This is a genomic window from Ruegeria sp. CH10 (genome assembly GCF_056537125.1).
Window position 1 is genome coordinate 94,443 of record NZ_JBQFQY010000003.1, and the last position, 23,859, is coordinate 118,301.

General features: G+C 59.9%; 23 protein-coding genes. 15 read left to right on the plus strand and 8 right to left on the minus strand.

What is annotated here, in order from left to right:
- Nucleotides 1–63: 63 nt before the first annotated feature.
- A complete protein-coding gene (secA, locus tag ACRZ94_RS10630; protein WP_480653081.1) occupies nucleotides 64–2,781 on the minus strand; it encodes a preprotein translocase subunit SecA in 2,718 nt (905 codons plus the stop codon).
- Nucleotides 2,782–2,957: 176 nt separating this feature from the next.
- Between secA and ACRZ94_RS10635 the strand changes: the two genes are divergently transcribed.
- The 3 genes from ACRZ94_RS10635 to mutT are packed head-to-tail and all read left to right on the plus strand — an operon-like array spanning nucleotide 2,958 to nucleotide 5,433.
- On the plus strand, nucleotides 2,958–3,806 hold the full coding sequence (locus ACRZ94_RS10635) for a peptidylprolyl isomerase (RefSeq protein WP_480653083.1): 849 nt from the start codon (nucleotides 2,958–2,960) through the stop codon (nucleotides 3,804–3,806).
- Nucleotides 3,807–3,811: 5 nt separating this feature from the next.
- On the plus strand, nucleotides 3,812–5,038 hold the full coding sequence (gene argJ / locus ACRZ94_RS10640) for a bifunctional glutamate N-acetyltransferase/amino-acid acetyltransferase ArgJ (RefSeq protein WP_480653084.1): 1,227 nt from the start codon (nucleotides 3,812–3,814) through the stop codon (nucleotides 5,036–5,038).
- Nucleotides 5,035–5,433 carry an 8-oxo-dGTP diphosphatase MutT gene (mutT, locus tag ACRZ94_RS10645; RefSeq protein ID WP_480653086.1) on the plus strand — a complete coding sequence of 133 codons (399 nt, stop codon included), beginning with the start codon at nucleotides 5,035–5,037 and terminating at the stop codon, nucleotides 5,431–5,433. Before argJ ends, mutT begins: the two co-directional genes overlap by 4 nt.
- Before the next feature lie 45 nt (nucleotides 5,434–5,478).
- Here mutT and ACRZ94_RS10650 read toward each other — a convergent pair whose 3' ends face one another.
- Nucleotides 5,479–5,841 carry a hypothetical protein gene (locus ACRZ94_RS10650; RefSeq protein ID WP_480797315.1) on the minus strand — a complete coding sequence of 121 codons (363 nt, stop codon included), beginning with the start codon at nucleotides 5,839–5,841 and terminating at the stop codon, nucleotides 5,479–5,481.
- Between the two features lie 314 nt (nucleotides 5,842–6,155).
- On the opposite strand from ACRZ94_RS10650, the gene ACRZ94_RS10655 reads away from it, so the two are divergent.
- The 10 genes from ACRZ94_RS10655 to ACRZ94_RS10700 all read left to right on the plus strand — a co-directional run bounded on the left by ACRZ94_RS10655 (nucleotide 6,156) and on the right by ACRZ94_RS10700 (nucleotide 17,124).
- Nucleotides 6,156–8,126, plus strand: coding sequence for an AMP-binding protein (locus ACRZ94_RS10655; protein ID WP_480653090.1), 1,971 nt, complete (start codon nucleotides 6,156–6,158; stop codon nucleotides 8,124–8,126).
- A gap of 79 nt (nucleotides 8,127–8,205) precedes the next feature.
- Complete coding sequence (locus tag ACRZ94_RS10660) at nucleotides 8,206–9,024, plus strand: ABC transporter ATP-binding protein (protein ID WP_480653092.1); 819 nt, start codon at nucleotides 8,206–8,208, stop codon at nucleotides 9,022–9,024.
- 68 nt (nucleotides 9,025–9,092) lie between these two features.
- Nucleotides 9,093–10,079, plus strand: a complete 987-nt coding sequence (locus ACRZ94_RS10665) for a branched-chain amino acid ABC transporter permease (protein ID WP_480653094.1) — start codon at nucleotides 9,093–9,095, stop codon at nucleotides 10,077–10,079.
- Nucleotides 10,080–10,084: 5 nt separating this feature from the next.
- Nucleotides 10,085–10,342, plus strand: coding sequence for a hypothetical protein (locus ACRZ94_RS10670; protein WP_480653096.1), 258 nt, complete (start codon nucleotides 10,085–10,087; stop codon nucleotides 10,340–10,342).
- Between the two features lie 3 nt (nucleotides 10,343–10,345).
- On the plus strand, nucleotides 10,346–11,422 hold the full coding sequence (locus tag ACRZ94_RS10675) for a branched-chain amino acid ABC transporter permease (protein WP_480653098.1): 1,077 nt from the start codon (nucleotides 10,346–10,348) through the stop codon (nucleotides 11,420–11,422).
- Between the two features lie 75 nt (nucleotides 11,423–11,497).
- Nucleotides 11,498–12,778 carry an ABC transporter substrate-binding protein gene (locus tag ACRZ94_RS10680; protein WP_480653100.1) on the plus strand — a complete coding sequence of 427 codons (1,281 nt, stop codon included), beginning with the start codon at nucleotides 11,498–11,500 and terminating at the stop codon, nucleotides 12,776–12,778.
- Nucleotides 12,779–12,852: 74 nt separating this feature from the next.
- Nucleotides 12,853–13,686: an ABC transporter ATP-binding protein gene (locus ACRZ94_RS10685; RefSeq protein ID WP_480653102.1), complete on the plus strand. Its 834-nt coding sequence runs from the start codon at nucleotides 12,853–12,855 to the stop codon at nucleotides 13,684–13,686.
- Between the two features lie 19 nt (nucleotides 13,687–13,705).
- Nucleotides 13,706–14,926, plus strand: coding sequence for a phenylacetate--CoA ligase family protein (locus ACRZ94_RS10690; protein WP_480653104.1), 1,221 nt, complete (start codon nucleotides 13,706–13,708; stop codon nucleotides 14,924–14,926).
- A 118-nt stretch (nucleotides 14,927–15,044) separates the two neighbouring features.
- Nucleotides 15,045–16,709, plus strand: coding sequence for an ABC transporter permease (locus ACRZ94_RS10695; RefSeq protein WP_480653925.1), 1,665 nt, complete (start codon nucleotides 15,045–15,047; stop codon nucleotides 16,707–16,709).
- Between the two features lie 64 nt (nucleotides 16,710–16,773).
- Nucleotides 16,774–17,124, plus strand: coding sequence for a DUF2794 domain-containing protein (locus tag ACRZ94_RS10700; protein ID WP_480653106.1), 351 nt, complete (start codon nucleotides 16,774–16,776; stop codon nucleotides 17,122–17,124).
- Here the strand turns inward: ACRZ94_RS10700 and ACRZ94_RS10705 are convergent.
- The 3 genes from ACRZ94_RS10705 to ACRZ94_RS10715 form a co-directional block, all read right to left on the minus strand.
- Nucleotides 17,121–17,858, minus strand: coding sequence for a C40 family peptidase (locus tag ACRZ94_RS10705; protein ID WP_480797316.1), 738 nt, complete (start codon nucleotides 17,856–17,858; stop codon nucleotides 17,121–17,123). The genes ACRZ94_RS10700 and ACRZ94_RS10705 overlap by 4 nt on opposite strands.
- Nucleotides 17,855–19,237, minus strand: a complete 1,383-nt coding sequence (locus ACRZ94_RS10710) for a leucyl aminopeptidase family protein (protein WP_480797317.1) — start codon at nucleotides 19,235–19,237, stop codon at nucleotides 17,855–17,857. The genes ACRZ94_RS10705 and ACRZ94_RS10710 overlap by 4 nt, the downstream gene beginning before the upstream one ends.
- Before the next feature lie 63 nt (nucleotides 19,238–19,300).
- On the minus strand, nucleotides 19,301–19,690 hold the full coding sequence (locus tag ACRZ94_RS10715; protein ID WP_480653112.1) for a hypothetical protein: 390 nt from the start codon (nucleotides 19,688–19,690) through the stop codon (nucleotides 19,301–19,303).
- 143 nt (nucleotides 19,691–19,833) lie between these two features.
- Here ACRZ94_RS10715 and ACRZ94_RS10720 point away from each other — a divergent pair, with 143 nt between their 5' ends.
- Both ACRZ94_RS10720 and ACRZ94_RS10725 read left to right on the plus strand, forming a co-directional pair.
- The gene (locus ACRZ94_RS10720) at nucleotides 19,834–20,484 is read left to right on the plus strand and encodes a carbonic anhydrase (protein ID WP_480653114.1); all 651 of its coding nucleotides are present in this window, start codon (nucleotides 19,834–19,836) and stop codon (nucleotides 20,482–20,484) included.
- Nucleotides 20,485–20,575: 91 nt separating this feature from the next.
- The gene (locus tag ACRZ94_RS10725) at nucleotides 20,576–21,112 is read left to right on the plus strand and encodes an SRPBCC family protein (protein WP_480797318.1); all 537 of its coding nucleotides are present in this window, start codon (nucleotides 20,576–20,578) and stop codon (nucleotides 21,110–21,112) included.
- A gap of 10 nt (nucleotides 21,113–21,122) precedes the next feature.
- Here the strand turns inward: ACRZ94_RS10725 and arsB are convergent, their stop codons facing one another.
- From arsB to ACRZ94_RS10740, 3 genes are read right to left on the minus strand one after another with little or no spacing between them, the layout of a single operon-like run.
- Nucleotides 21,123–22,154, minus strand: coding sequence for an ACR3 family arsenite efflux transporter (gene arsB / locus ACRZ94_RS10730; protein ID WP_480797319.1), 1,032 nt, complete (start codon nucleotides 22,152–22,154; stop codon nucleotides 21,123–21,125).
- Nucleotides 22,151–23,425: an organoarsenical effux MFS transporter ArsJ gene (gene arsJ / locus ACRZ94_RS10735; protein ID WP_480797320.1), complete on the minus strand. Its 1,275-nt coding sequence runs from the start codon at nucleotides 23,423–23,425 to the stop codon at nucleotides 22,151–22,153. Before arsJ ends, arsB begins: the two co-directional genes overlap by 4 nt.
- Nucleotides 23,415–23,849, minus strand: a complete 435-nt coding sequence (locus tag ACRZ94_RS10740; protein ID WP_480653121.1) for a DUF6998 domain-containing protein — start codon at nucleotides 23,847–23,849, stop codon at nucleotides 23,415–23,417. The genes arsJ and ACRZ94_RS10740 overlap by 11 nt, the downstream gene beginning before the upstream one ends.
- Nucleotides 23,850–23,859: the final 10 nt, after the last annotated feature.

A 23,859-nucleotide genomic window follows, 5' to 3' on the forward strand; every position in this document is an offset into this window, starting at 1 on the left:
TCGTGAAACACGGCCAATATGTGGCCGTGGCGGGGACTCAATGTGTCTGATTTGTGCCTGACGTCAGGTCAGGCGACCGTGGCAATGCTTGAATTTTTTGCCCGATCCGCAAGGGCAGCGGTCATTGCGGGACGGGTTGCCCCATGTGTCGGGATCGTTCTCGTCAAAGCCGGGCAGCGGGTCACCCGAAGCTTCGGCCTCGGCCACAGCCTCGGCGCGGTCAGTGGCCTGTTCCACCGACTTTTGCGCCTGCTCTTGCTGCGCCTGCATCTGGGCCAGCATCTCGCGCTGCTCTTCTTCGGTCAGCGGACGCACGCGTGACAATTGCTGAGTCACGGTTTCGCGCAGAGAATCCAGCATGCTTTCGAACAGCTGGAAGCTTTCGTTCTTGTATTCGTTCAGCGGATCGCGCTGGGCGTATCCGCGGAACCCGACGACCGAGCGCAGATGCTCCAGCGTCAGCAGGTGCTCGCGCCATTTGCTGTCGATGGTGTTCAGCAGAACCTGCTTTTCGATGTTGCGCATGTTTTCGGGGCCAAAGGCAGCGGCCTTTTGCGCCATCATCTCATCTGCGGCGTTGACCAGACGCTCACGCACCTGTTCGTCATCCACGCCTTCTTCGGCGGCCCAGTCCTGAACTGGCGCGTCGATGGTCAGCTTGTCCTTGATCGCCTCGTGCAGGCCATCCGTGTCCCACTGATCGGCATAGGATTTGGGCGGCATGTATTCGTCGATCAGATCGTCGATCACCTGTTCGCGCATGTCCGACACGATCTCGGACAGATCATCGGCAGACATGATCTCACGCCGTTGGCTGAACACCACTTTCCGCTGATCGTTCATCACGTCGTCAAATTTCAGGACGTTCTTGCGCATGTCAAAGTTGCGGCCTTCGACCTTGGATTGCGCGCGTTCCAGCGATTTGTTCACCCAGGGGTGGACGATCGCCTCGCCCTCTTTCATGCCCAGCGTAGTCAGGACCTTGTCCAACCGTTCCGAGCCGAAGATACGCATCAGATCGTCTTCGAGGCTGAGGTAGAACACCGTCCGCCCCGGGTCGCCCTGACGGCCCGAGCGGCCGCGCAGCTGGTTGTCGATGCGGCGGCTTTCGTGGCGTTCAGAGGCCATCACATATAGGCCACCGGCGGCCAGCACCTTTTCTTTCTCTTCGGCGTGGTTCGCTTCTTCCGCGGCGCGCAGCTCGGCGGGGTCGGCCTCGGGGTTTTCGGCCAGCGCCTTGAGGACTTTCATCTCGACATTGCCGCCCAGCTGAATGTCGGTGCCGCGACCGGCCATGTTGGTGGCGATGGTCACCGCACCCAGACGGCCCGCATCGGCGACGATCTGCGCCTCTTGCTCATGCTGGCGGGCGTTCAAAACATTGTGTTCGATACCCTCTTTCTGCAGCAAATGGCTCAGCAGTTCGGATTTCTCGATCGAGGTGGTGCCCAGCAGAACCGGCTGACCTTTTTCCTGCGCCTCTTTCGTCTGTTCGATCATCGCACCGTATTTCTCGCCTGCGGTGCGATAGACCTGATCGTCTTCGTCCAGACGCGCGATTGGCTTGTTGGTCGGAACCTCAACCACGCCCAGACCGTAGATTTCGGCAAATTCCTCGGCCTCGGTCAGCGCGGTGCCGGTCATGCCGCCCAACTTGTCATAGAGGCGGAAATAGTTCTGGAAGGTCACGCTGGCCAGCGTCACGTTCTCGGGCTGAATTTGCACGCCTTCCTTGGCCTCGATGGCCTGATGCAGACCTTCGGACATGCGGCGGCCCGGCATCATCCGGCCGGTGAATTCATCGATCAGAATGACGTTGCCGTCGCGGACGATGTAATCCTTGTCGCGCGTGAACAGCTTATGCGCGCGCAGGCCCTGATTGACGTGATGCACCACCGTGGTGCTTTCGGGATCATAGAGTGAATGCCCCTCGGGGATCAGCCCGGCTGCGATCAGCTGCTGTTCCAGAAACTCGTTGCCTTCATCGGTAAAGGTCACGTTGCGCGACTTTTCATCCAGCGTGAAATGATCATCCGCCAGCGTCGGGATCAGCGCATCAATCGCGGTGTACAGGTCCGAGCGGTCCTGAGACGGGCCCGAGATGATCAGCGGCGTCCGCGCCTCGTCGATCAGGATCGAGTCAACCTCGTCCACAATCGCAAAGTTATGATATTTCTGGTAAATCTGATCCAGATCGGCCTTCATGTTGTCGCGCAGATAGTCGAACCCAAGCTCATTGTTGGTGGCATAGGTGACGTCGCAGCCATAGGCAGCCTTCTTTTCGGCATCGGGCTGGCCCGACCAGATCACGCCGGTGGTCATGCCGAGGGCGGCAAACACCTTACCCATCCATTCCGAGTCGCGCTTGGCCAGGTATTCGTTCACCGTGACGACGTGCACGCCCTTGCCGGTCAAGGCGTTCAGATAGGCGGGGAAGGTGGCGACCAGCGTCTTGCCCTCACCCGTTTTCATTTCCGAGATGTTACCCTGATGCAGGAAGGCGCCGCCCATCAGCTGCACGTCAAAGGCGCGCAAACCCAGCGCGCGTTTGGCACCTTCGCGGACGTTGGCAAAGGCCTCGGGCAGCAGGTCGTCCAGGCTTTCGCCGTCCAGCGCGCGTTTGCGCAATTCTTCGGTCTTTTCGATCAGACCTTCGTCAGTGAGCTTTTCGAACTCGGGCTCCATCGCGTTGATCTTGTCGATCAGGGGGCGGGTCGCCTTGATCTTGCGGTCGTTCGGTGTTCCGAACACCTTTTTGGCGAGCGTTCCGAGTCCCAGCATGTTCACTCCAGCGGATCTGTTCTTGTCTTGGTTGCGACAGGCTTGCCCACCTTGCGCGCAACCCATAGATACGGGGGGAGAAAGGCGGCCCTGTCCAAGGCTTCAAAGCGATGTAAGCGGCAGGTTCCAGAGTGTCAACGCTGCGCCCTGTCGCGGCAAACAAATAGGATGATTCCATGCCCAAAGGCCTCACTTTTCTGCCATCGCTGGCGTTTGCTGCCGTGATGGCCCTGCCGCTGGCCGCCGAAACCCAGCCCGATCCAAGTGCTGTTGTCGCCCGTGTGAACGGTGAAGAGATCACGCTGGGTCACGTCATCGCCACCGCTGCGGCGCTGCCGGAGCAATATCAGCAGATCGAGGATGACGTGTTGTACGAGCTGATCCTGGACCAGTTGATTCAGCAGCAGCTTCTGGGTCAGCAGCAGGACGCATTGAACACGCTCAACACGCTGGCCATTGAAAATGAAACCCGGTCGCTGCGCGCGGTGCAGACCGTCAACACCCTGATCGAATCCGAACTGACGGATGAGGTGATTCAGGACGCCTATAACGCAGAATACGCGGATTTCGAAGGTGTGGATGAGTTCAACGCCAGCCATATCCTTGTGGAAACCGAAGATCAGGCCAAAGACCTCAAGGCCCAGCTGGATGATGGCGCCGATTTTGCCACGCTGGCCAAAGAGCATTCGACCGGCCCCTCGGGCCCCAATGGGGGTGAGCTGGGCTGGTTCGGCACTGGCCAGATGGTGCCTGAATTTGAGGCCGCCGTGCTGAGCCTGGAAAAAGGTCAGGTCTCGGACCCGGTCAAAACCCAGTTCGGCTGGCACGTTGTCACCCTGAACGACAAGCGCAAATCCGAGGCCCCCGCGCTGGAGCAGGTGCGCGCCCAGCTGACGCAGACCCTGCAGCAGGACGTCATTCAGGCCCGCATCGATGAACTGACCCAAGCGGCCGAGATCGAACGCCCGACCCCCGAAGGCGTAGGCCCCGAGGCACTGCGTCAGATCGAGCTGATTCAGGAGTAAACCCCGTGGCCACGATTACCAAGGTCTCTCCGCTGGCCCCGGCGGGCTTTCCCGACTTGCCTGCCATAGATGGTGTGCGGTTTGCCACGGTTGAGGCAGGCGTGCGCTATCAGGGTCGCACGGATGTGATGCTGGCGGTGCTGGATCCGGGCACATCTGTGGCGGGTGTGTTCACCCGCTCGGCCACCCGCGCCGCGCCCGTGCTGGATTGTCAGGACAAGATCGGCGGGGCCAGCGATGGCCCGGCGGCCGTTCTGGTCAATTCCGGCAATGCCAACGCGTTCACCGGGCATTACGGGCAGACCTCGGTCGCCGAGGTGACACAGGCCGTGTCCAAAGCCACCGGCGTTCCGGTCGGGCGGGTCTTTACCGCCTCAACCGGCGTGATCGGTGAGCCGCTGCCCCATGACCGGATCGTTTCGCAGCTTGAGACGCTCAAGGCTGGCCTCAGCCGTCACGCCATCGAAGACGCGGCGCGGGCGATCATGACCACCGACACCTTCCCGAAAGGGGCCAGTGCGCAGGTCGAGATTGATGGCAAAACAGTCTCTATTGCGGGGATTGCCAAGGGTTCCGGCATGATCGCGCCGGATATGGCGACGATGCTGGTTTACATCTTCACCGACGCGCAGGTCGAGCAATCGGCGCTGCAGGCGATGCTGGGCGCGCAGACGGATCGCACGTTCAACTGCATCACGGTGGACAGCGATACCTCGACCTCGGACAGCTTGCTTTTGTGTGCTACGGGTGCCTCGGGCGTGGATGCCACCGGAAACGCGGGTTTTGCTCAGGCGCTGGAAACGGTGATGCTGGACCTTGCGCAGCAAGTTGTGCGCGACGGTGAAGGCGCCACGAAGTTCGTAGAAATTCGTGTGACGGGTGCCGCCACGGATGCCGACGCCAAGGTGCATGGTCTGGCGATTGCCAACTCGCCCTTGGTGAAAACCGCGATTGCGGGCGAAGACCCTAACTGGGGCCGCGTGGTTATGGCCATCGGCAAATCAGGGGCGGCTGCGGATCGCGACCTGCTGAGCATTTCTTTCGGCGATATTCTGGTGGCCGAAAAAGGCTGGGTCAGCCCCGATTACCGCGAAGAAGAAGCTGCCGCATACATGAAAGGTCAGAACCTTGTGATCGCAGTCGATCTGGGGCTGGGCGATGGCGCATCCACCGTTTGGACCTGCGACCTGACCCACGGCTATATCGAGATCAACGCGGATTATCGTTCATGAAGACCGTTCTGGTGTCGGCCGTCGCCCTGATCGATGTCGAAGGCCGGGTGTTGCTGGCGCAGCGCCCGGAGGGCAAGTCCATGGCCGGTCTGTGGGAGTTCCCGGGCGGCAAGGTCGAACCCGGCGAAACCCCCGAGGTCGCCCTGATCCGCGAGCTGGAAGAGGAACTGGGCATCAACACCTGGGCCTCCTGCCTTGCACCGCTGACCTTTGCCAGCCACAGCTATGAAGACTTCCACCTGTTGATGCCGCTCTTTGCCTGCCGAAAATGGGAGGGCATTCCGCAGTCCAAAGAAGGACAGGCGCTGAAATGGGTCCGCGCGAATGACCTGCGGAACTATCCGATGCCGGCGGCGGACGTCCCGCTGATCCCGATTTTAAGGGATTGGTTGTAAGTGGACTTTAGATCAAGGGTTTGAGCAGTCCCCGCATTGGTTGCGTCACACGCAAATACCGCCGTAAACAGTGCTGAGGCTTGAAACGCTTGCGCCCTGAGTCTCCCAATGAACACGCCAAACGAATGTGCAAAGAAACCGGGGTTTCTCAAAAACGGCAAAGTTATTGTCTGTATTGACTACAAATCCCTGGGCCTCCAACCGTGAGGTGAGCTCGTCTTCAGAGATAGGTAGTTGAAATTCGGCTTTTACACGCCGTTCAAACTCTTGCTTTGCTTCTGAAAAGCTGTTGGGCAAGTTTCTTCCGATTTCTGGTGGGATTGGAAGTGGAGGAAACAGCAGTAAGTAACCTGCGCAAATCACCAATGCAAAAAAGAAGAGACCAAGTAGAAGTGCTTTCTTCAACATTAGTAGCTTAGAACTTTCTATAAAATGATAATGGCGCCACGTTGCGTTGTTTTTGTCTATTTAACAAGTGCTTGGTAGTTTTCTACCAACTAGAACAAGCTCTTTTTGGGTATTTGGTATTCGGATGCTGTGTCTCTTTCTCTTCCAAAACAGCCGCCCTTACCCCTGTTACAATTCGTAAGAATTGAGAAAACATCAGGCAAAACTTGACGCTGATCGTGCCTCTGTCTCTTAATCGGGGCATTGGCGTTCGGGCCTGACCCGAACCCGCCATTTCCGGCCCGGGGAGGGGTCGGGTGGGGAGGAGAGAAAGATTGGCTCAGACGCAATCGGGCGCTGAAGGGTTGGACTCCCTTCCGGCGCTGCTACACCGCAATGCGACGCAGTTCGGGGACGCTCCGGCTTATCGGGAAAAGGAATTCGGGATCTGGCAAGGCTGGACCTGGGCGCAAACCGCCGCCGAGGTGCGCAAGCTGGCGCTGGGGTTTCTGGAGATCGGCGTTGAAAAGGGCGACCACATCGCCGTCATAGGCCGCAACCGTCCGGCGCATTACTGGTCGATGGTGGCCGCGCAGATGGTGGGCGCAGTTCCGGTGCCGCTCTATCAGGACTCGGTTGCCGAAGAGATGGCCTATGTTCTGGAACACTGCGGCGCGAAATACGTCGTCTGCGGTGATCAGGAGCAGGTCGATAAGGTCATCGAGATTCAGGAGAACCTGCATCAGGTCAAACACATCCTCTATACCGACAAACGCGGGATGCGGAAATATGACCACAGCCAGATGAACGCGCTGGACGACATCATGGCCGAGGGCAGCGCGGGTCACGCGCGGTTCGATGCCGAGTTGGATAAGCGCATCGCGGCGCTCACTTATGACGATACCTGCGTGATGCTCTATACCTCGGGCACGACCGGAAAGCCCAAGGGTGTGGTGCTGTCGAACCGCAACGTGATCGAAAGCGCCAAGAACTCGGCCGAGTTCGACCATCTGACCCGGAATGAGGACATCCTGTCCTATCTGCCGATGGCCTGGGTGGGCGATTTCATCTTTTCCATCGGTCAGGCTTATTGGTGCGGGTTCTGCGTGAACTGCCCCGAAAGCGCCGACACGATGATGACGGACCTGCGCGAGATCGGGCCGACCTATTTCTTCGCTCCGCCGCGCGTGTTCGAGACCCAGCTGACCAATGTGATGATCCGGATGGAAGATGCGGGCAAGCTGAAGAAGCGCATGTTCCGCCACTTCATGGATCACGCCAAGAAGGTGGGCGGTCTGCTGCTGGACGGAAAACCGGTCGGCGCCATGGACCGGATGAAATACGCGCTGGGCAATATGCTGGTCTATGGGCCGCTCAAGGATACGCTGGGCTATGGCCGCTTCCGTGTTGGCTATACGGCGGGTGAGGCCATCGGGCCCGAGATTTTTGATTTCTACCGCTCGTTGGGCATCAACCTGAAACAGCTATACGGCCAGACCGAGGCGACCGTGTTTATCACCGTGCAGCCCGATGGCGAGGTACGTGCGGATACGGTGGGTGTACCTGCGCCTGCGGTTGAGCTGAAGATCGACGAGAGTGGCGAGATCCACTATCGCTCACCCGGTGTGTTCGTGGAATATTACAACAACCCGGATTCAACCGCTTCGACCAAGGATGCCGAGGGCTGGGTGGCCACGGGCGATGCCGGGTTTATCGAGGAAAACAGCGGCCATCTGCGGATCATCGACCGCGCCAAGGATGTGGGCAAGATGGCGGACGGGTCGATGTTCGCACCCAAATATGTCGAGAACAAGCTGAAATTCTTTCCCGACATTCTTGAGGTCGTGCTGTTCGGCAATGGCAAGGATCGGTGTGTGGCCTTCATCAATATCGACCTGACCGCGGTGGGCAACTGGGCCGAGCGCAACAATGTCGCTTATGGGTCTTATCAGGAACTGACGGCGCATCCGCAGGTATTGGACACCATTCGGTCCCATGTGGAAGAGGTGAACAAGTCTGTTGCTGCGGATGAGATGTTGTCAGGCTGCCAGGTGCACCGGTTTGTCGTGTTGCACAAGGAACTGGATGCGGATGATGGTGAGATGACCCGGACCCGCAAGGTGCGCCGCGGGTTTGTGGAAGAGAAGTTCAGCGACATTATCGCAGCGTTGTATGACGGATCCGAGAGCGTCTCGACCACGACCGAAGTGACTTATGAAGACGGGCGCAAAGGGTCGATCTCGGCCACGCTGCAGATCGTGGACGCACCGGTTGTGCCGGTCACACAGAAGATGGCGGCAGAATGATGGGGTGCCGAGCGCCGCTCGACCTTGCGGTCATCGCCCCGCCCGCCATCCCGTTTTTGTGCAGCTCAGGGAGGGGCTGATGCTGGATAATTCCGAAGGATATGTCACCGAAGACGGCCGTAAGATCGGCGGTGTGGTGATGGAGATGAAGAACATCACCCTGCGCTTTGGTGGTGTGGTGGCGATCAAGGATATTTCGTTCGACATTCGCGAGGGTGAAATCCGCGCCATTATCGGGCCGAACGGGGCGGGTAAGTCCTCGATGCTGAATGTAATCTCTGGGTTTTACGTCCCGCAGGAAGGCGAGGTCTGGTTCCATGGTGCCAAGCGCCCGCCGTTGCGCCCGTATGAGGTGGCGCGGCAGGGGATAGCGCGGACCTTCCAGAACATCGCTTTGTTCGAGGGTATGAGCGTTTTGGACAACGTGATGACCGGTCGGCTGAACTATATGAAGACCAACATATTCCAGCAGGCGTGGTGGAAGGGTAAGGCCGAGGCGGAAGAGGTGGAAAACCGCGAGGCGGTGGAAAAGATCATCGACTTTCTGGAGATTCAACATATCCGCAAAACGCCTGTGTCGCGCCTGCCTTACGGGTTGAAGAAACGGGTTGAACTGGCTCGTGCTCTGGCGGCGGAACCCAAGCTGCTGCTGCTGGATGAGCCGATGGCGGGCATGAATGTCGAAGAGAAAGAGGACATGAGCCGCTTTATCCTCGATGTGAATGATGAGTTTGGCACGACCATCGCATTGATTGAACACGATATGGGCGTGGTGATGGACCTGAGTGACCGGGTTGTCGTGATGGACTACGGCAAGAAGATTGGCGACGGCACACCGGATGAGGTGCGCAGCAATCAGGACGTCATCGACGCCTATCTGGGGGTGAGCCATGACTGATCCAGGCGCAACGCTGAGAAAATTCGTCGAATTTTCTTGTGCCGACCAGACCGAGCGGAGGATGTGCAATGCCTGAACAACTCGTATTTGCGATGGAAGTGATCCTCAACGGTCTGATGGCCGGGGTGTTGTATGCGCTGGTCGCGCTGGGCTTTGTGCTGATTTACAAGGCCTCGGGGATTTTCAATTATGCGCAGGGGGTTATGGCCCTGTTTGCGGCGATGACCCTGGTGGGGATCATGAATGGTCAGGTGCCCTTTTCCCATTTGATCAACGCCACCTTTGGCACTCATATCCACTATTTCGGCTGGAACGTGCCTGCGCTGTTGGCGATTGTTCTGACGATGGCGGTCATGGTCTTGCTGGCATGGGCTGTGCAGCGTTTCGTGATGCGCCATCTGGTGGGGCAAGAGCCGATCATCCTGTTCATGGCAACCATTGGTCTGGCCTACCTGCTTGAGGGCGTGGCCGACCTGATGTGGGGGTCCGAGATCAAGACGCTGGATGTGGGCCTGCCGCAGGGCATCAACCTGTGGATCGATGAAAGCACATTCAACATCTTTGGTTATGGCTTCTTCATCGACAATCTGGACATCGTGGCGACGGTGATTGCGGCGCTGCTGGTGGCTGCGCTGGTCGCGTTCAGCCAGTACACGAAACAGGGCCGTGCGATGCGCGCGGTGGCGGATGATCATCAGGCGGCATTGTCAGTGGGGATCTCACTGAACTTCATCTGGGTGATGGTCTGGTCGGTGGCCGGGTTTGTGGCCTTGGTCGCGGGGATCATGTGGGGCACGAAATCGGGTGTTCAGTTCTCGCTGTCGCTGATCGCGCTCAAGGCACTGCCGGTGCTGATGTTGGGCGGCTTCACCTCGATCCCCGGTGCCATCGTGGGCGGGCTGATCATTGGCGTGGGAGAGAAGCTGTTCGAGTTTGCCATCGGGCCGCTGGTGGGCGGCGCGACCGAGAATTGGTTTGCCTATGTGCTGGCCTTGATCTTTCTGGTGTTCCGGCCTCAGGGGCTGTTCGGCGAGAAAATCATCGAGAGGGTTTAGCGGGCATGACCAAACTCATCGCCATCATCAACGTCATCTCGTGGGCCGGGTTCTGGGCGTTTGGATATATCGCCCTCACCTCGGACGATCTGACTGACGGTCAGCTGACCATCGCCGCGATTCTGGCCTTTGCCGGGCTGATCATGGGCATGCTGGCCTATCTGAAACTGGTCCGCGCGTCCGAGGCGAGCGGATATGCCAAAGGCTCAAACCAACTGGACACTGAGGCCCGGAACCGGGCGCAGGAACAATGGGGAAAGTAAGACATGTTCTATCGTGAAGCCGGGGATTTCAAAACCTCGTACATTGATGACAGCCAGACCTTCCCGATCAAGTTCGACCGGTACCGGTACTATGTGGTGCTGGCGGTGGCGTTTGGGATCGTCCCGTTTCTGATCAACGATTATCTGGCCAATGCGCTGCTGCTGCCGTTCCTGATTTATGCAATTGCCGCTATCGGGCTGAACATTCTGGTGGGCTATTGCGGGCAGGTCAGTCTGGGGACCGGCGGGTTCATGGCGGTGGGGGCTTATGCCTGTTACAAGCTGATGACCGCCTTCCCCGATGTCAGCATGTTCATTCACGTGATTTTGGCAGGCGGGGTCACGGCCCTGGTCGGGGTACTGTTTGGCCTGCCAAGCCTGCGGATCAAGGGGTTCTATCTGGCGGTGGCCACGCTGGCGGCGCAGTTCTTTCTGGTGTGGCTGTTCAACCGGGTGCCGTGGTTCTACAACTATTCGGCCTCGGGTCAGATCAACGCGCCTGAACGGGACGTGTTCGGCATCATCATCACTGGCCCGAATGCGCCTGCCTGGGCCACCTATCTGTTCTGCCTGATCTTCCTAGCCTTATGTGCCGTGATCGCGCGTAACCTGACGCGCGGCACCACGGGTCGGACATGGATGGCGATCCGTGACATGGATATCGCCGCCGAGATCATCGGAGTGAACCCGTTGAAGGCGAAACTGACTGCCTTTGCCGTCAGTTCCTTCTTTGTTGGCATCTCGGGCGCGCTGTTCTTTGCGGTCTATCTGGGCGCGGTCGAGGTCGGAGAGGTCTTTGGCATTCAGAAGTCTTTCCTGGTGCTGTTCATGATCATTATCGGCGGATTAGGGTCTATTTTTGGCTCATTCGCGGGTGCCGCCTTTCTGGTTCTGCTGCCGGTGGTGCTGAAAGTTGTAGGCGCCGACTGGCTGGGTTGGCCCACGGATATTGTGGCGCATCTGAATCTGGTGGTGGTCGGCGGGCTGATTATCATGTTCCTGATCCTTGAACCACATGGTCTGGCGCAGCTGTGGCGCGTGGCGAAAGAGAAACTCAGACTCTGGCCGTTCCCGCACTAAGGGGCCGGTCCAATCAGATAACGGGCAGTACAAGCCCGAACGTAACATCGGATCAACCAAGGGAGGAGACACCCGATGAAATTGAAACTGGCAACCATGGCGCTGGGCGCCTTGATGGCGGCAGGTCCGGTCATGGCCGACCTTGTATTTCCGTCGCTCAGCTATCGGACCGGGCCTTACGCGGCGGGTGGTATTCCCTTTGCGGATGGCTACGCGGACTATTTCACCCTGCTGAACGAACGCGATGGTGGGATTGGCGGCGTTGCCGTCAGCGTGCCCGAGTGTGAGACGGCCTATAACACCGAAAAAGGCGTTGAGTGCTATGAGGCAACCAAGGACAGCGGCGCGCTGGTCTATCAGCCTCTGTCGACCGGGATCACCTATCAGTTGATCCCCAAACTGGCCGTCGACAAGATCCCGATGCTGACTTCGGGTCTGGGCCGGACCTCGGCCAAGAACGGGTCGGTGTTTGAATGGGTGTTCAACTTCCCGGCCAACTATTGGGATGGCGCATCCGGTGCGATCAACCACATTCTGGACCTGAACGATGGTGACATTTCGGGCAAGAAAGTCGCGCTGGTCTATCACAACTCGGCCTATGGCAAGGAGCCGATCCGCACGCTTGAGGAACTGTCCGAAAAGCACGGTTTCGAATTGGTCGCCCTGCCGGTTGATCACCCGGGTCAAGAGCAGAAATCGCAATGGCTGCAGATCCGCCGGGATCGTCCCGACTATGTGCTGATGTGGGGCTGGGGCGTGATGAACCAGGTTGCGGTGCAAGAGGCCGCGAACATCCGCTTTCCGATGGAAAACTTTATCGGTGTCTGGTGGTCGGGCTCGGAAAACGACGTTTTGCCCGCGGGTGAGGCCGCCAATGGATACAAGGCGCTGACCTTCCACAATGTGGGATCTGACTATCCGATCTACGAAGACCTGCAGGCTTATGTCTATGACAAAGGTCTGTCGGCAGGGGCCGGGGATCAGCCCGGTACGGTTCTGTACAACCGGGGTGTCTATGCCGCGATGCTGGTCGCAGAGGCCGCCAAAAAGGCGCAAGAGATGCACGGCGTGGCCGAGATCGACTCGTCAATGATGCGTGACGGCATGGAAGCTCTGGTCATTGATGAGGCGCTGATGGCCGATCTTGGCCTGCCGAACTTTGGCCCCAGCTTCTCGGTCGCCTGTAACAATCACGGCGGTGACGGCCTGGTGGGTGTGACCCAGTGGGATGCATCTTCGAAAACATGGTCGCTGATCTCGGACTTCAAGCAATCGGATCAGGATGTCATCCAGCCGCTGATAGATGCGGACTCGTCTGCTTACGCATCCGAGAACAACATCGAACCGCGCTGCTGATCGCAGTGACTTGAACACCGGGGCGGCGGGTTGCTGCCGCCCCGACCCCCACAGTCGAACGAGGACACGCGCTGATGTTGGATGCAGCACAAACCACCGACGTACAGACCGAGACGCTGCTTGAGGTCAACAATATCGAGGTGATCTACAACCACGTCATCCTGGTTCTGAAAGGTGTCAGCCTGACCGTGCCCAAAGGGGGCATTACCGCGCTGCTGGGCGGCAACGGGGCCGGTAAGACGACCACGCTCAAGGCGGTGTCGAACCTGCTGCATTCCGAACGCGGCGAGGTCACCAAGGGAACGATCACCTATCGTGGCACCAGCGTACATGAAAGCGATCCCGCCGATCTGGTGGAAAAGGGCGTCATCCAGGTGATGGAAGGTCGCCATTGTTTCGAGCATCTTACGGTCGAGGAGAACCTTCTGACCGGCGCCTATACCCGCAAGGATGGGAATGCCGCGATTCAGCAGGACCTTGAACTGGTCTACACGTATTTCCCCCGTCTCAAGGAACGCCGCCGGTCGCAGGCGGGTTACACTTCGGGCGGTGAGCAACAGATGGTTGCGATGGGCCGGGCGCTGATGTCGCGGCCTGAAACGATCCTGCTGGACGAGCCCTCGATGGGTCTTGCACCGCAGCTGGTCGAAGAGATTTTCGGCATCGTGAAAGATCTGAACGAGAAAGAGGGCGTGTCCTTCCTGCTGGCCGAACAGAACACCAATGTGGCGCTCAGGTTCGCGCATTACGGCTACATCTTGGAATCGGGTCGGGTGGTGATGGATGGCCCCGCAGCTGACCTGCGCGAAAACCCGGACGTCAAGGAATTCTATCTCGGCATGTCCGACGAAGGGCGCAAAAGCTTCCGCGATGTGCGCTCGTACCGTCGCCGCAAGAGGTGGCTGTAAGCGGATGGAGGATCTGGTCATGACCAAGTATTACGACGCGCTCGAGACCCGTTCAGCCGATCAACGCGCCGCCGATCAGGCGCAGGCGCTGCGGGTGCAGCTTGAACGGACGCAATCTGCGCCGGGATTTCAGGCGCATCTGGCCGGGGTCAGCATCGATGACGTCCAGTCAGTTGCCGATCTGGTGAAACTGCCGGTGCTGCGCAAGTCCGATCTGGCGCAGGCTCAGGCCACGCGGCCTCCGTTCGGGGGGTTCACGGTCACGCCTGCGCGGCATTTCCACCATGTGTTTCAATCTCCGGGGCCGATCTATGAACCCGGCAGCATCGATCCCGACTGGTGGCGCATGGGCCGCTTCCTGCATGCGGCGGGCATTGGTCCGGGTGACATCGTGCATAACTGTTTCGGCTATCACCTGACCCCGGCGGGGATGATCTTTGAAAGCGGCGCGCGGGCGGTTGGGGCCGCCGTGCTGCCCGCAGGTACGGGACAGACCGAGCTGCAGGTGACCGCCGCGCGCGATGTAGGATGCTCGGCCTATGCCGGCACGCCGGATTACCTGAAGGTCATTCTGGACAAGGCCGATGAGATGGGCGTTGCCCTGAATTTCTCGACGGCCGTTGTTGGTGGCGGTGCACTGTTCCCGTCGCTGCGTCAGGAATATGCAGATCGTGGGATTTCCTGCCTGCAGTGTTATGCCACCGCTGATCTGGGCAATATCGCCTATGAAAGCCCCGCGATGGAGGGGATGATCATAGATGAACATGTCATCGTTGAGATCGTCACCCCCGGCACCGGAACCCCCGTGGCCGAGGGTGAGGTGGGTGAGGTCATCGTGACCTCGTTGAACCCTGACTATCCGCTGATCCGCTTTGCCACGGGCGATCTGTCGGCCATCATGCCCGGGCACTCGCCCTGTGGCCGCACCAACGCGCGGATCAAGGGATGGATGGGCCGGGCCGACCAGACCACCAAGATCAAGGGTATGTTCGTGCGCCCCGAACAGGTGGCCGCGCTGGTCGACAAGCACGAAGAAATCGTCAAGGCCCGCGTCATCGCCGCCCGTCAGGGCGAGATGGACACCATGACCGTTCAGATCGAAAGCCCCCGTGGCGATGACATGGCCTATGCCAAGTCCGTGGCCGAGGTTCTGAAACTGAAAGGCGCGATCGAGGTGGTGGCCCCCGGCTCGCTGCCCAAGGATGGTCTGGTGATCGAAGATCAGCGGGTTTACGAGTGATGCCAAACGGGTCTGCGGCAGAAAGTGCCGCAGATTTGTTCGCCCGCCCACTGGTGTTTCTTAGCGTTTTGGTCAATTAAAGGCGGACCTTGCGCCTTTGGCTGATACACGCGGAAACATGGCCGATATCGAACTTTCAGAACACGGAACGCGCGACCGGGGTGCGTTTGGCTCTCGACTGTTGGCTGTCGTGGCTTGTCTGGTGGCTGCGGCCTGTTTGCTGCCGATGGTGGCGGTTGTGCTGGCGGCAGTGACGGGCGGAACGGATACGATCTCGCACCTGCTTGATACGGTTTTGCCGCGTTACGCGCTGACGACGGCTATTCTGGTGGTGCTGGTGGCCGCTGGCACCTTTGCCATCGGTGTGGGTGCCGCGTGGCTGGTGACGATGACCCGCTTTCCCGGTGTGCGCCTTTTTGAGGTGGCACTGGTTCTGCCGCTGGCCTTTCCGGCTTATGTGCTGGCCTATGCCTATACCTTCGTGCTGGACCATCCCGGAATCGTTCAGGCGACTTTGCGGGACGTGACCGGCTGGGGACCGCGCGGCTATTGGTTCCCCGAGATACGCTCCACCGAGGGTGCGGCGGTGATGCTGATCCTTGTGCTGTATCCTTACGTCTATCTGCTGGCGCGGGCGGCGTTCCTGCAACAAAGCGCCACGGCCTTTCTGGCCGCAAGGGCGCTGGGCAAAAGCCCCTGGCTGGCTTTCTGGCAAGTGTCGTTGCCAATGGCGCGCCCGGCGATTGCAGGGGGTGTTCTGCTGGCCATCATGGAAACCATCGCCGATTTCGGCACCGTAGCCTATTTCGGTGTGCAGACCTTTGCCACCGGTATCTATACAAGCTGGTTTTCGATGGGTGACCGGGCGGCGGCGGCGCAGCTGGCGCTGTGCCTTTTGGGCTTTGCACTGGCCATTGCGGTGATTGAACGGACCCAGCGGGGCAAGGCAAAATACTATCAGGCCGGCAAAAGCCACGCAGCACTGCAGGTAACAGAGCTGACGGGCTGGAAATCTGCGGTGGCCCTGTGCCTGTGCGGCGTGCCGGTTCTGTTGGGGTTTTTGCTGCCGGTGTTCATTCTGGTGCAAATGGGGCTGGAATCCGAACAGAACCTTCTGTCGCGGCGTTATGTAGGGTTCATCCAGAACTCGTTGATTCTGGCGGGAACGGCGGCGGTGATCACGGTTTTTGCGGCGATCTGCGTGGGGTTCTTTCAGCGGTTGCGACCGGGGCGGGCGGCGGCTACGGCGGGTTACATCGCGCGGTTGGGCTATGCGGTGCCGGGTGGGGTGATTGCGGTTGGCCTGATGGTACCGTTTGCCAGCTTTGACAATGCGTTGGATGCGTGGATGCGGCAGACATTCGATGTTTCCACGGGGTTGCTTGTCACCGGTTCGATCTGGCTGCTGGTCGCGGCTTATATGGTGCGCTTTCTGGCCGCCGCGTTGAGCGCCTATGAAGGCGGTCAAAGCACAGTGCACGCCAATATGGATGCTGCCGCGCGATCGCTGGGGCAGACGCCGCTGGGCACGCTGCGCCGGGTGCATCTGCCGATCCTGACGCCCTCGTTGCTGACCGCGCTGCTGATCGTCTTTGTCGACGTGATGAAAGAGCTGCCCGCCACGCTGATCATGCGTCCGTTCAATTTTGATACACTGGCGGTGCAGGCCTATCGGCTGGCCTCGGATGAGCGGCTTGAGGGGGCGGCGGTGCCCTCGCTGGTGATCCTTGCCGTGGGGCTGTTGCCGGTGATTCTGATCTGTCGTCAGGTCGGGCGGCGTTAGCAAAATACCACACCCCGGTCTGCGCGGGCTTGATTCAAACGCATTTTCCGGCAAGGCTGAGGGTATGAACATGCAGCCTCCCAGCCGGTTTTCTGCAAACTCGGCCCAGATGCCCGTCGCATTCAACCGGCACGAGATGTCCCATATCCTGTCCGTCTATGGCCGGATGGTCGCCGCCGGAGAATGGCGCGATTACGGAATTTCCAACCTGCGCGACATGGCCGTGTTTTCCATTTTTCGACGCACCGCTGAGCATCCGATCTACCGGGTCGAGAAACACCCCCGCCTGCGGCAAAAGCAGGGGATGTATTCCGTGGTCGGGATGGATGGGCGCATCCTGAAACGCGGCCATGACCTGCGCACGGTGCTGCGGGTACTGGAACGCAAGCTGATCCGCCCGGTCGATCTGGATTAGAGCCGCTTGTGACTGGTCACCGGCCCGTCACCCTGATCCAGAATACGCGCGATGGCCTGATCCATCGGCTCGAACGTGACATCCATGTGATAGGCGTTGGCATGCAGCAGCATGTTGTCCCCATAGACCCAGGCCACGTGACCCTTCCAGAACAGAAGATCACCGCGCTTTGCCTCAGCCCCCTGAGGCAGGGTTTGCCCCAGTTCCCGTTCCTGATCGCCGCTGTCGCCGGGGCAGGGCATCCCGCAGGCCAACAGCCCCGCCTGCACCAGACCCGAGCAATCCAGCCCGAACCGGCTGTTACCACCCCACAGATAGGGGGTGCCCAGAAACAGCTCGGCCACGGAAACCGGGTCGGACAGGTGCACCGTTTTCCGCTTGGCATGCACGGCGGGGACAAACCCAAGCTCGGTTTCCAGAAATCTGTCATGCGTGGCCAGAACCCGGACACGGCTGCCAAAGCTCAGTGATACACGGTCGGCGCTTTTCATATCCGGCTGCGTATAAGCGTGGGTCGCAGGCGCGGTGATCCAGTGTGTGTCGGCCACCGGGTCTGCCAATTGGTCCGTCTGCACCCAGCCGGAATAGCCGTCTTTGTCTGCGGTGATACGGCTCCAAACGTTTTGGGTTTCGGTCACAGCGACGGTGTCGCCGAACAAAAGCTGCCGGTCCCGCGGGCCGTCGGGGCGGCGCAGCAGGTCCACCACCGGGTTTATGATGCGCTGCCCTGTCATAGCTTCAACAACTCGGGCAGGGCGGTTAGCACCGCGCGCGGGCCTTGGCCAAGCCCGCCTTTGCTGCGCCCCGGGGCTTTGCTGGGCTGCCACGAATAGATGTCGAAATGCATATAGCGGCAATCGCCTACAAACCGGCGCAGGAACAGCGCCGCCGTGATTGACCCCGCAAACCCGCCCGAGGGGGCATTGTCCAGATCGGCAATGCCCGGTTCGATCATCGCCTCATAGGGGGCGTGAAAGGGCATCCGCCAGACCGGATCCGCGGCCTGTTGCCCGGCCTTTGACAGCGCCTCGGCAGCGCTGTCATCATCGGTGTAGAACGGCGCAAGATCGGGGCCGACAGCCACCCGTGCCGCGCCGGTCAGCGTCGCCATCGAGATGATCAGGTCCGGCGCGCCCTCGTCCGCCAGCGCCAGTGCATCGGCCAGAACCAGCCGCCCTTCGGCATCGGTGTTGTTGATCTCAACCGTCAGACCCTTGCGCGAGGTCAGAATGTCGCCGGGGCGAAACGCGTTTCCGGCCACCGCGTTTTCAACCGCCGGGATCAGCACGCGCAGTTGCAGCGGCAGGTTCAGCGCCATGATCATCCGCGCCAGACCCAGCACATTGGCCGCCCCGCCCATGTCCTTTTTCATCAGCGCCATCGAATTCCCGGGCTTAAGGTTCAGCCCGCCCGTGTCAAAACACACGCCTTTGCCGACCAGAGTCAGCTTTGGCCCCGCACTGCCCCAGTTCATTTCGATCAGGCGCGGCTCTTGCGCGGCGGCGCGGCCAACGGCGTGGATCATCGGGAAATTCTGGTCCAGCAGCGCATCCCCCCGGATCACACTGCACGATGCGCCAAACTCCTGCGCCAATGCCTCGGCCGCGCTTTGCAGCTCGTCGGGGCCCATATCTGCGGTGGGCGTGTTGACCAGATCGCGGGTCAGGGCCTCGGCCTGGGCCAGAACCTCAAGCCGCGCAGCATCGATACCTTCGGGCGCGACAAGACGGGCCTTGGCAGCGGATTGCGTGGCGTAGCGGTCAAACGCATAGCCGGTCAGCAGCCAGCCCAGACACTCGGTCTCTAACGCCTCAGCAGGGACGCCGGATGCAATGTGATAGGCGCCTTCGGGCAGAGCCTCTGCCGCGGCGGCCAGGGGAAACCGTTTCCGCGCCCGTCCCGTTTCCGCTCCGTATCCGGCAACGGCAAACTCAGCCTGCCCATCCGATCCGGGCAGCAGCGCAACCTGCCCCATCGCCCCGGTGAACCCATTCAGGTTGAGCCATTTTGCCACCGTGTCAGGCTGGCCGCTCAGCCAGTCATCAAGGTCAGGCTGGGCAATAACATGCAGCGGCAGGGAGGGTTCAGAGCTGGGCGCAAAGGACAGGGTCATAGGAGTCTCGGCTGGTTCAATACGCGCCCAGCCTAGCTGCCCACGACCTGTCCGCAAGCCCTGTCAGACGGAAAGATCCTGTTGATCCCAGATCACGGTCAGCGATTTCTCACCCACCCGGATCAGGCGCGACAGGGTCGCCCCCGTCGCCACGGCGTCGCCCGCATCCACGGTCTGCGCCACGTCGCCCGCGACACGGGCCAGGGCAACCATGCCGATCTGCTCGGCAATCGCCACCAGCGAGCGCGCGCATTTGCGCAGGCCAACCCAATCGCGTTGCCGCCAGTACCGTTCGCAGTTCGACAGGCGCACGGCCAGTTCCTCGACCGTGCGACACAGCACGTCCAGCGCGTTCTTGTCGCCCAATTGACGGTACAACGCGCTGAGTTGATCCGGGTCCAGACGCACGGATTCCTTGTGTTCAAGCGTCAGTATCTTTTCCACCACATTCACCCCAATTCTTTACGCCCCCACGGCATAGTCCGAGTTAGACTGTCAATTCCTTTGCAAAACCTTGCTGGTACACTGGATAATTGCTCGAATTTTCCGCGAATTCGGGATAGAGCAGCCGTCAGCGACGAAAAGAAGGGCACAGAATGGAACACGCCAAACCTTTGCCGGGATATCTGGTCAAGCGGTATCACGGCTGGAAAGCCACCACCTATTCCGAAAATCAGGTCTGGTATCGCCGCCTTGCCACCGAAGGTCAGCGCCCCCGCGCGATGGTGATTTCCTGCTGTGACAGCCGTGTGCACGTGACCTCGATGTTTGGTGCGGATCAGGGCGATTTCTTTATTCACCGCAACATCGCCAATCTGGTCCCGCCCTACCTGCCGGACGGGGATCACCACGGCACCAGTGCTGCCATCGAATATGCCGTGACCGCGCTGAAAGTGGCGCATCTGATCGTTCTGGGCCATTCGCAATGCGGCGGCGTTCAGGGCTGTATCGACATGTGCAAGGGGCAGGCCCCGCAGTTGGAAGCCAAAGAGAGCTTTGTTGGCCGCTGGATGGAAATCCTCAAACCGAAATTCGACCTGGTTGCCGATGTCGAAGACAGCGTCGAGCAGGCGCGCCAGTTTGAGCGTTATGCGGTTGTGGCCTCGCTTGAAAACCTGATGACCTTTCCGTTTGTGTCATCGGCTGTTCAGGATGGCTCGCTCAGCCTGCATGGGTTGTGGACGGATATCGGTGAGGGCGGGCTGGAATGCTACGACCCGCAGGACAAGAAGTTTGTCGTTGTGTGATCGGGGCTTTGGCTGAGGGGGCATAACGCCTCTGATTTTGGAAGGGTTTTTGGTATAGTCGCTGCAAATGGATTTGCTTTAGGGACTTACCATGCGATTTCTGAAACGTGTTTTCCTTGGATTGATTGTGCTTATCGCGTTGGTGGTGGGCGTGTCATACTTGCTGCCCGGTCAGGCGCAAGTGTCGCGCAGCATCACCATTGCCGCCCCGCCGGCTGCGATCTTTCCCTACGTGAACTCAATGCAAGAGACCGAGAAATGGTCCCCCTGGCTGGCCCGCGATCCGCAGACGCAGTTGTCGTACAGCGGCCCGGAGGTGGGCGTTGGAAATACGCTGAACTGGAGCTCGGACAATCCGCAGGTCGGGACAGGCTCGCAGCAGATTATCGAAAGCGTGCCGGATCAGGCGGTCAGAACCGCGCTGGATTTCGGTCCCATGGGTACCGCCATAGCGTCATTCGATCTGGTGCCGGATGGCGGTCAGACTCAGGTGACATGGGGGTTTGTCACCGATCTGGGTCTGAACCCGATGGCGCGCTGGATGGGGCTGATGATGGACGGTTGGGTCGGCGGCGATTATGAACAGGGCCTGACCAATCTGAAAGAACTGGTCGAGGCCCAAAGTTAGTCCTCTGATCCTATTGGGCGTTTGCAGCCGCCGGTTCGGGAAAGCGTGCGCGTGTGCGGTTGGCAAAGGCCACCAGCGACAGCATCACCGGAACCTCGACCAGAACGCCCACAACGGTGGCCAGCGCCGCGCCCGAATTCAGGCCGAACAAGCTGATGGCGACGGCGACGGCCAGCTCGAAGAAGTTCGAGGTGCCGATCATCGCGCAGGGGGCGGCGATGCGGTGGGGCACTTTCAACGCATAGGCCGCGCCATAGGCCAGCGCAAAGATGCCATAGCTTTGGATCAGGATAGGAACCGCGATCAGGACAATGACCATCGGTTTCGCCAGAAGGGTCTGCCCCTGCAGGCCGAACAGGATAACCACGGTGGCAATCAGGCCCAGCACGGACCATGGCTTGACGCGGGCCGAGAAGGCTTCGATCGCCTCAGCCGAGCCCAGCTTGCGACGGGTGATCAGCCCCGCGATCAGGGGCAGTACCACGTAAAGAACGGTGGCCAGCACCAGGGTCTGCCACGGCACCGAAATGTCGGTAACCCCCAGCAGCAAGGCCACGATCGGGGCAAAGGCCACAACCATGATCAGGTCGTTGACCGACACCTGCACCAGCGTATAGGTCGCGTCGCCCTTGGTCAGCTGCGACCATACAAAGACCATCGCAGTACAGGGCGCGGCCCCCAGCAGGATCAGACCAGCGGTGTATTGCGCCGCGTCTTCGGGCCGAATCCACGGGGCAAAGACATGGTCAAAGAACAGCACCGCCAGAAACGCCATGGTGAAGGGTTTGATCAGCCAGTTCACGATCAGCGTCACGATCAGGCCCTTGGGCTGTCGCGCCACACCTGCAACGGCTCCGAAATCAACGCCCACCATCATCGGATAGACCATGGCCCAGATCAGCACGGCCACCACAAGGTTGATGCTGGCCAGTTCCGCCGAGGCGATCAGCCCGACCAGACCGGGCGCGGCCAGCCCAATCAGCACGCCTCCGACCATGGCAAGGGCGACCCAGACGGTCAGGTAACGTTCGAAAATGCTCATGTATACGCCTCAGAGGTTTGATCGGTGAGTTTGCCAGAGGTCAGCGCGGCCAGAGCGACCATGATCGCAGCCGTGCCCAGAACCAGCGGCAGACCGCCAAGTTGATAGGTCAGCCCCGACAGGACCGTGCCCACCAGACGGCCTGTGGCATTGGCCATGTAGTAGAACCCCACATCCATCGTGACACGTTCAGATTTGGTGAAGGCGAGGATCAGATAGGAATGCAGGGAGGAGTTCACGGCAAAGATCGCCCCGAACACCAGCAGCCCCAGAACCAGCGTGACCGTCAGCCAGGTCTGCGGACCCGAAGACAGCAGTACCGCCACTGTCAAAACGGCAGGCACGCAGAAGAGGGCGGCGGCCCAAGTTCGGGCGGCGCGGATCAGGTCGCCCTCGGACCTTTCGCTGGCGCGCAGGATTTTGGGGGCGTTGGCCTGAATCGCTCCGTACAGGATGATCCACAGCGCCATGAAGCTGCCGATCATGAAGAACGCGGCGCGGTTGCCGGCCTCGGTCCCGTCCGACAGGACGGCGTAGAAATAGATCGGGATGCCGACCACAAACCACACATCCCGCGCGCCAAACAGAAACACCCGCGCCGCCGACAACCAGTTCACGTTGCGCGATTTTGAGAAAACCTCGGAGAACTTCGCGCCTTTGCGGCCTTTGGGCAGGCCGGGGGGCATGAACAGGATGACCGCCCCCAGGATGACCGCCAAGACCACCGCCATGAACAGGACGGCCCAGGTGAACCCCAGTGTTGCCAACAGTGCCGCCCCAAGCAAAAAGCCCAGACCTTTCACCGCGTTCTTCGACCCGGTCAGAACCGCGACCCAGCGAAACAACCCGCCGCCCTCTGTGGGGGCCAGCAGTTTCACGGCGGATTTCGAGGACATCTTGGCCAGATCCTTGGCCACACCGCTGGCACCCTGCACCAGCATGACAAAAGCCACCGAGGCCCCAATCGCCCAGTTAGGGTCTAGTTGCGTCAAGGCCAACAGCGCCAGAACCTGCAATCCAAGCCCGGCATAAAGCGTCGAGGTCAACCCGAACCGCGCCGCGATCCAGCCCGCCGCAAGGTTCGTCACCATTCCAGCGATTTCATACAACACGAACAGATAGGCCAACTGAACCGGCGAGAAGCCCAGCGTATGAAAGTGCAGCAGCACCAGCATCCGCAAGGCTCCGTCGGTCAGCATAAAGGCCCAATAGGCCGCCGTGACCGCGATATAGGCCGACAGCCCCTCGGGCCGGTGTTCTTCACTTGTCACGTGACCAAACCTGCGTTGCGATGCGTTGAAACTCCCGCACGCCAAGGGCACCTCGAGCTCGTGCTTTGGAACCAGGAACGCTCAACCTAGCTCGTACCGCTTCCATCGAGGCTTTCCAGATCGCAGTCGCTTCCAATTCTTCATCCATCAGAACGAGAGCCACCGAGTCGCAGGGAGCGTCTGGTTTAATAGTACCAAGGCGCTGCCCTGGCTTTGAATCTGGCAAAATTACCCGCCCCTTTATTTGAATTCGCTCTCCATCCTGTCGCGTTGCATCGTACCCTTCTGTTCGAGCTGGCGCTAACTTCAGTTTAAGAATGTTAGCGGCATGGAATTCAGCAACTTCGCCAGCGACTCCGAGAGGTTTCCCGGTTAGTCGGCGATACTCCGAAGCAATTTTCTTAGCTTGCACCAAGAGTTCCATTGTCCGCTTA

Bases quoted from the DNA above. Each gene is read 5' to 3' on its own strand.
- ACRZ94_RS10700 (WP_480653106.1), top strand. From the start codon at position 16,774: ATGAACATGCAGCCTCCCAGCCGGTTTTCTGCAAACTCGGCCCAGATG.
- mutT (WP_480653086.1), top strand. From the start codon at position 5,035: ATGAAGACCGTTCTGGTGTCGGCCGTCGCCCTGATCGATGTCGAAGGC.
- ACRZ94_RS10665 (WP_480653094.1), top strand. From the start codon at position 9,093: ATGCCTGAACAACTCGTATTTGCGATGGAAGTGATCCTCAACGGTCTG.
- ACRZ94_RS10680 (WP_480653100.1), top strand. From the start codon at position 11,498: ATGAAATTGAAACTGGCAACCATGGCGCTGGGCGCCTTGATGGCGGCA.
- ACRZ94_RS10705 (WP_480797316.1), bottom strand. From the start codon at position 17,858: ATGACAGGGCAGCGCATCATAAACCCGGTGGTGGACCTGCTGCGCCGC.
- ACRZ94_RS10670 (WP_480653096.1), top strand. From the start codon at position 10,085: ATGACCAAACTCATCGCCATCATCAACGTCATCTCGTGGGCCGGGTTC.
- ACRZ94_RS10675 (WP_480653098.1), top strand. From the start codon at position 10,346: ATGTTCTATCGTGAAGCCGGGGATTTCAAAACCTCGTACATTGATGAC.
- ACRZ94_RS10650 (WP_480797315.1), bottom strand. From the start codon at position 5,841: ATGTTGAAGAAAGCACTTCTACTTGGTCTCTTCTTTTTTGCATTGGTG.
- secA (WP_480653081.1), bottom strand. From the start codon at position 2,781: ATGCTGGGACTCGGAACGCTCGCCAAAAAGGTGTTCGGAACACCGAAC.
- ACRZ94_RS10725 (WP_480797318.1), top strand. From the start codon at position 20,576: ATGCGATTTCTGAAACGTGTTTTCCTTGGATTGATTGTGCTTATCGCG.
- ACRZ94_RS10685 (WP_480653102.1), top strand. From the start codon at position 12,853: ATGTTGGATGCAGCACAAACCACCGACGTACAGACCGAGACGCTGCTT.
- ACRZ94_RS10720 (WP_480653114.1), top strand. From the start codon at position 19,834: ATGGAACACGCCAAACCTTTGCCGGGATATCTGGTCAAGCGGTATCAC.
- ACRZ94_RS10690 (WP_480653104.1), top strand. From the start codon at position 13,706: ATGACCAAGTATTACGACGCGCTCGAGACCCGTTCAGCCGATCAACGC.
- ACRZ94_RS10710 (WP_480797317.1), bottom strand. From the start codon at position 19,237: ATGACCCTGTCCTTTGCGCCCAGCTCTGAACCCTCCCTGCCGCTGCAT.
- ACRZ94_RS10695 (WP_480653925.1), top strand. From the start codon at position 15,045: ATGGCCGATATCGAACTTTCAGAACACGGAACGCGCGACCGGGGTGCG.
- ACRZ94_RS10660 (WP_480653092.1), top strand. From the start codon at position 8,206: ATGCTGGATAATTCCGAAGGATATGTCACCGAAGACGGCCGTAAGATC.
- arsB (WP_480797319.1), bottom strand. From the start codon at position 22,154: ATGAGCATTTTCGAACGTTACCTGACCGTCTGGGTCGCCCTTGCCATG.
- ACRZ94_RS10740 (WP_480653121.1), bottom strand. From the start codon at position 23,849: ATGGAACTCTTGGTGCAAGCTAAGAAAATTGCTTCGGAGTATCGCCGA.
- ACRZ94_RS10635 (WP_480653083.1), top strand. From the start codon at position 2,958: ATGCCCAAAGGCCTCACTTTTCTGCCATCGCTGGCGTTTGCTGCCGTG.